This is a genomic window from Nostoc sp. 'Peltigera membranacea cyanobiont' 232, assembly GCF_002245985.1.
In the GTDB taxonomy this organism is placed as follows: domain Bacteria; phylum Cyanobacteriota; class Cyanobacteriia; order Cyanobacteriales; family Nostocaceae; genus Nostoc.
Genome location: NZ_NOLK01000262.1, coordinates 1 through 6,115 on the forward strand (window position 1 = coordinate 1; position 6,115 = coordinate 6,115).

Sequence of the window (6,115 nt, forward strand, 5' to 3'; positions counted from 1 at the left end):
TATGACAGAATTGATGGCTGCATTAAAGCGAGTTGATATTGTAGATTGAAAGCTATTTATTTAGAGACAGTAGGTGTTGCAGAAAATCTTCAGCAATTTGTCAAATCAATTCCAAATTACAATCAGTTTGTGACGGAGATTGTACCTGCATCACAATTCTATAGAGCAGAAGAGTATGACCAGCAATATCTGGAGAAGCATGGACGAGCATCTTACAGGATAGGCTAATATTTCACGGGTTCAAGGGGATGTTAAAAGCCGAATGCTGCAAATCCCCTTACTTGCTATACATATCAGGGAACTTTGCTTGAAGTTTAGCCAGTTTTGGCAAGTCATTCACTACCACATAGCGATCGCTCGGATGATGCACTATATAATTCTGATGGTATGCCGCAGCCTGATAAAAACCTTTCAAAGAATCTAATTCTGTGACAATCGGCTTGTCGAAGATTTGCGATTTGTTGAGTTGAGCGATATATTCTTGTGCAGCCTGTTTCTGCTCATCGTTAGCAAAAAAGATCGCCGAACGATATTGCTTACCTGAGTCTGGGCCTTGTCGATTCAACTCTGTTGGATCATGCGCTACCAAAAAGTAGACCTTCAGAAGCTGGTTATATGATATTTTTGATGGATCGTAAGTGATTTTTACGGATTCAGCATGATTAGTTAATCCAGCACTGACAAGTGTGTAGTCTGCGGTTCTTGCATCGCCTCCAGAAAAGCCAGAAACGACATCAGAAACACCTAATAGATGCTCAAAAACTGCTGACATTCCCCAGTAGCACCCACCAGCGAAAACCGCTACTTGCTTTCCCTGCGGTATGGCAGTCGAGATATCAGTGGCCGGAGCAGGAAGTATCACACGAGATGCACTATATAGGAGTAAAACAGTCAGCGAAATGATGGACAAGTTGCGTAATAACTGGCGGGATAGAGTAAAGTTATGAATTGACATTCGGTTGTGAATTCCTTTATTTAATAGACCAAGCTAAGGTTTCTTTGAGAATAGAATTTTCATCATTCCAAATAGCGATGTCTACGACGGGCTATTCGGCGTCGCAAAACAAAGCCGTTGATGATTATCAGAAATACCAAAAATACCATCTTCACCCCAACGGTAGGCGCGAGAACTGGCTTGGTCATGGGTGAAATAGTCCCATCCAGTACTGTTAGGACTGTAGTCTTCGCACACCCCTTCCCATTGGCGATCGCTTAAATATCAACCCATCTGTGCCAATAAGCTATGTGATGTAAGGCTTTTGCAAATCTAATTTCTTCTTGGGTTGGAGTTGTCATCATCTCACTCTGTGCATATCTGCACTTTAGTTGCTATATGAATTATCACGTTTTTATCAAAGATGGGACTGATATTTTGATTAAAATTTGCTAGGTGAATTGATAAATAAAAATTTAGGATAAACTCAGAAAAAATTTATATTAATTTTTATTATCAAAATAAATTATCATTCGATTGTTGCAATAATAAGCCCTCCAGAGGCTAACCTGTTTTACACACGGAGTTCGCAATGATTCGACCGACCATGCCCGATGACACAACCGCGCTGATTGCCTTAGCCGATGCAACCGGATTGTTCCAACCAAACCAACTTGAGGAGCTTGGCGAAATGTTGTCCGATTACTTCGGTGGTAGCAGCGACAGCGATTCTCTACTAGACGGCAAAGCTGAACGCTTTTGGATTACCGACGATGACAATGGGGCAGTTGGGGTCGCTTACTGTGAGATGGAACGGATGACTGATCAGACGTGGAATCTACAGTTGATTGCTATCCGACCCGACCGACAAGGACAAGGACGTGGTGCGACCCTGCTACGCTACGTTGAACAAACATTGATGAGACGCGGCGGGCGTGTACTACTGGTGGAAACGTCAGGTACGCCGGACTTCGAGCGCACGCGAGCGTTCTACCGCAAGTGTGGTTATGAAGAAGAAGCACGGATACGCGACTTTTATCAAGCGGGCGCTGACAAAATCGTTTACCGCAAGGCGCTGTCCCCTCAGTCGCAGTAAGCGCTCGCTTGATGCGACTGCTGTCATTCTTAGAGGAGAGCGATCGCACCGCACCTGGGCAATTCAACGACGTTTGATAACACTAAATTTTTCTAAGTTTCCTGTTCCAGCAATTTCTATAACTTCATACCATAAATCCTAGAAATTAGATCCTGAATGTTTACATATCACCTGTGCTGCTATTGAAAGATTAACCAAAATATAGTCAGCAACTCCTAAACGAGACATTTCGGGCTGAGACTGATTACCCTGATCTATCAAAATCGTTTTACACCCTGCACTATGTCCAGCTTTTACATCACTGAGATTATCGCCAATAAACCAAGAATTTGGTAAATCTATATTTTGTTCGCTAGCTGCACGTAAAATCAAGCCTGGTTTTGGTTTACGGCATTCGCAAGCAATTGCATACTCAGATATTACACCATTTGGATGATGGGGACAGTAGTAGAATCCATCTAACGATAGATCCGCTTTTTCTAATATTTCATTCAATCGCGCTTCCACTCCCGCCAAGGCAGATTCTGGGAAATAATCCCGTGCTACTCCCGACTGGTTAGTAATCACAATTAATTTATATCCAGCTTTGCTAAGTATTTGTAATCCTTCAATAGCACCGATTTTGATTTCGATTAATTGCGGATAAACATTGTTTGGTACATTTTCAATTAAAGTGCCATCTTTATCTAGAAATATCGCCGGCATTTGAGATTGCGAATTTAATTTGTTAGTTCGATGCCAAATTTTCTGATTTTTCAAGAAGTATATTTCCCCATCTTAAATCTAATACCACTTGCAAAAGACGACAACGGTGTTGCCGTGTCTCCCGTGAGTGATCGCGTCCAGCATTATCGCACAGTATAAAACTCGCCAATATAATAAAGCAAGTATAGTCATTTACAACAGTGGCGAGATAAGATAATGCAGTGTATCATCTCCAGCTTATTGTCTATATAATTTGCTCTTGATGAAGTAAAATCGCATCAAATGAATCCAAAACATCTTTACTACTTTTAGAACTGAGATTGTCGGTATCTTAACTTGAAGAGCTTGTGGCATAATGAGCAATATTCCCACGGGAGAAAAATCATTGTTGAGGTAGATTAAATGCCTGTTACCTACGAACTTAGAGATTATCAACATCAGTGGATAAAAGATATTTGGAATTCTTGGGAGAATGGTAATAGGCGGGTGCTTGCACAACTCCCGACAGCCGCCGGGAAAACGGTGTGCTTTGCACATATTTCTCATAAATTCTTTGAGCAAGGGAAGCAAGTTTTAGTTATTGCCCATCGGATTGAGTTAATATCTCAAGCTGCCGAAAAACTCTCAGCAATTATCGGTGAACCAGTTGGGATTATCAAAGCAGGTGTTCTGGCTAATCCCGAACGGAGAATCCAAGTTGCTAGCGTTCAAACGTTGAGCAGACGAGAGGTATTAGAGTTGCCAATGAACATTGGACTTTTGATATTAGATGAGGCGCATCATGCAACTGCTTTATCTTATCGGCGACTAATTGAACATTATGAAAGTGCCCAGATATTAGGTGTAACTGCCACTCCCCAGAGAATTGACGGTCAAGGTTTTGTTGATTTATTTGATGATTTGGTTATTGGCATTGACACTGCTCAATTAATTCAGGCTGGGTATTTAAGTAAGTTTCGATTATTTGCAACGAATCAAACTATTTCTACTCTTGGAGTTGCAAAATCTCGTGGTGATTTTAGAGCCAAAGAGCTAGCGGTTGCCGTCACTAGCCAGATTGGGGTTAGCGAAATCCTTGAGAATTACTTTAAATATGCACGAAATCTTCGTACAGTTATTTTCGCCTGTAGCTTAGAACATTCTCGTGCCCTGGCTGCGGAATTTTCTCGTAATTATATTAGTGCCGAACATTTGGATGGGAAAACTCCCCCACAAGAGAGATTAGAAATATTGCAGTTCCGGTTAAGCTGATTCCCAATGTTGGGTCATAACTTAACTTGTTGAAAATTAATTAGCTGGCATTACTCAAGCTATTTTGAAAGTTCCTGACTTAACTGGAAAATTCAACTAGGGTATGGGGACTAAAAATCTTTCCCCTATACCCCATACCCTGTTCGGTAAAAAACTATTTGGGAACAGTAGTCGCGTTGAGTTCATCCCTTTTCCCTTTTCCCCTCTTGTTTGTACCTTGTGTTACCTTCGATTCTGATTCTTGCTTACTGGAGTTGACCATTTTCACCAAGTGCTGATTTAGATAACTCTGCGCCGAAATGTACAAACTTTCCCAAATCTCTTGATTGCGGCTGATTTTTGTACCGACTGTATTTCCTGCTGTTTTCTCCGACACCAAGTATTTGCGGAAATAGTTATTCCACAGGTGTTGGAGGAAATCTTCAGCAAATTCGTTAAACGGCAGAATCCATTTATAGTCTTTATCGAGAAATACCCGATAGGACGCAATTATCGGCAGTGCCAGGTCAGTTGGCGCACCAAACCCAAAATAGTACTTGCTGTCAGGCAACAACGTCGTTTTACGTATATCTATTGAAGCTAAATCGTTGGCACCCTTTTTTCTGGGGTTGCTGATATGTTCTTGGATTATTTCGTAGAGTCTTTGCTCTATCCACAGAGCATGAGTCAAGAGAGGCAGTAAGGCAGTTAATCTTTCCCTTTCTGCATCTGTGATGTTACTTGGAAGACTCATCCCTGCTGGGTGTTTGGTTCGTTTATTGCTGTCGGGGTTATATTTATTTCTATCGAGGCAGTAAAGGAGCTTGAGCAAATGGGTGACATTACACTGAGCGTTTCTGGGAGCGCCGCTTTGGTTTTGGTAATAGGCTATTCTAAATTTTCTATCTTCTTTCTGTTCTAAGGAAGCTAAATACTGCTTGATGAATTTGTAATCACCCCTAGCGTTGACTTTGGAGCGAGAATCTACTGGCGTTGTGGTATTACTTGCCAGGGCTATATCTTTGGCTGATTCTTCAGTCAGTCCGATGTGAATCGTAACTTTTACCCTGGCTTCGGTTAGGTCATATTTGTAATTTTTCGCTTGCTCAAAGGCTAAAACTGTATGCCCCCCGTTGATAATACCGTCGCTACCGCCCTCGCTTGCTTCTAAGACTTCTAATTCGAGTGAGGTTTTGCTTGGTTTTACTTTATTGGCTGATAGAACGATTCCACTATGGCGGGAGAAGAATTTTTCGGGTTCGGTAGTCAGTGAGTCGAAGATTTGTCTGTAGGTCGCGCTTTTGCGGTTCGGTTCCCGGATGTTCGGTTCTAGGGGTAGGTCTGTGGGGAACGAGTCTACATGAGCAGTGGCGATGATGCAATTGGGGTTGGCTTGAATATAGTTGTCTATTTTAATGTTCCAAGTCTTGGGCATAGTTTGTTTTAGTTAAATTCGTCTTAGGCTTATGGAGTCAGGGATAGGGAAATTGGGCGATACTCAATTTCATTGCTGGGTATCGGTTGTGGGCGACTGGTAAATTTGACGCAATTGTGAGACAGTACTCGCTGCATCTATGCCCTCCAAAATGGCTTCTAGCACACTTACATCTTGGATAGATTCGATTTCGGGTAATAAATTTTGACCTGATTCACTAAATTTGAGCTTTAATCCCAAGGCTATACCTTTTAACAAAGCTTCAAGCTTACCTTTTTCAATACCACTGCGTTCAAAAGAAGTAACATACTGCATACGTTGCTCTGCCTCCAATTGTTCTACTTCAAAAAGAAACTCTCGCTCTAAATCTTGGGGGAGTGTCAACACCCAGTCTACAAAAGCCAACAAGTTTAGAACATCCTCACGTTCAAATCCCTGCTGGTACAGTCTCCGCACTAAACTTAGTTTTTGCTGCTTACGTTCTAACCTGTCGCTCTTGGTTTGTAATGCTGCTAAATGTGCCATCACTACAGTCGCCAAAGGGTTACGGCTGGCTTCTAGTTCCGACTGACGTTGTTGATAGTCTAGCAATTTGACAATTGGAAACTGAAACTCAACTTTAGTGCCAAACAACTCGTAACCAAACTGATTTGGTCGCCAGTTTACCTGCTCATCACCTAGAACCGCCAAGGATGCTACTGACCGCTTATATCTA

At 41.9% G+C, this 6,115-nt stretch carries 7 protein-coding genes and 1 pseudogene; 4 read left to right on the forward strand and 4 right to left on the reverse strand.

The features are described from left to right. Nucleotides 1-45: 45 nt before the first annotated feature. Nucleotides 46-228: a peptide-methionine (S)-S-oxide reductase gene (locus CDG79_RS44535; RefSeq protein WP_143855715.1), complete on the forward strand. Its 183-nt coding sequence runs from the start codon at nucleotides 46-48 to the stop codon at nucleotides 226-228. A 49-nt stretch (nucleotides 229-277) separates the two neighbouring features. On the opposite strand, the gene msrA is transcribed toward CDG79_RS44535, so the two are convergent. Beyond that, a complete protein-coding gene (gene msrA, locus CDG79_RS38320; RefSeq protein ID WP_094346741.1) occupies nucleotides 278-955 on the reverse strand; it encodes a peptide-methionine (S)-S-oxide reductase MsrA in 678 nt (225 codons plus the stop codon). Between the two features lie 120 nt (nucleotides 956-1,075). Between msrA and CDG79_RS45700 the strand changes: the two genes are divergently transcribed. Both CDG79_RS45700 and CDG79_RS38330 read left to right on the forward strand, forming a co-directional pair. Next, complete coding sequence (locus CDG79_RS45700) at nucleotides 1,076-1,216, forward strand: hypothetical protein (protein WP_190234166.1); 141 nt, start codon at nucleotides 1,076-1,078, stop codon at nucleotides 1,214-1,216. 310 nt (nucleotides 1,217-1,526) lie between these two features. After that, nucleotides 1,527-2,030 (forward strand): GNAT family N-acetyltransferase, encoded by a 504-nt coding sequence (locus CDG79_RS38330; protein WP_094333620.1) that lies wholly within the window; start codon nucleotides 1,527-1,529, stop codon nucleotides 2,028-2,030. 138 nt (nucleotides 2,031-2,168) lie between these two features. Here the strand turns inward: CDG79_RS38330 and CDG79_RS38335 are convergent, their stop codons facing one another. Continuing rightward, nucleotides 2,169-2,735, reverse strand: coding sequence for a D-glycero-alpha-D-manno-heptose-1,7-bisphosphate 7-phosphatase (locus CDG79_RS38335; protein ID WP_094346745.1), 567 nt, complete (start codon nucleotides 2,733-2,735; stop codon nucleotides 2,169-2,171). Between the two features lie 402 nt (nucleotides 2,736-3,137). On the opposite strand from CDG79_RS38335, the gene CDG79_RS38340 reads away from it, so the two are divergent. After that, nucleotides 3,138-3,986: a DEAD/DEAH box helicase gene (locus tag CDG79_RS38340; RefSeq protein ID WP_094346742.1), complete on the forward strand. Its 849-nt coding sequence runs from the start codon at nucleotides 3,138-3,140 to the stop codon at nucleotides 3,984-3,986. A gap of 154 nt (nucleotides 3,987-4,140) precedes the next feature. Here the strand turns inward: CDG79_RS38340 and CDG79_RS38345 are convergent, their stop codons facing one another. Continuing rightward, nucleotides 4,141-5,400, reverse strand: coding sequence for an AIPR family protein (locus tag CDG79_RS38345; RefSeq protein ID WP_094346743.1), 1,260 nt, complete (start codon nucleotides 5,398-5,400; stop codon nucleotides 4,141-4,143). Nucleotides 5,401-5,469: 69 nt separating this feature from the next. Further along, a pseudogene (locus CDG79_RS43135) lies at nucleotides 5,470-6,115 on the reverse strand (cytosolic protein); the annotation flags it as partial.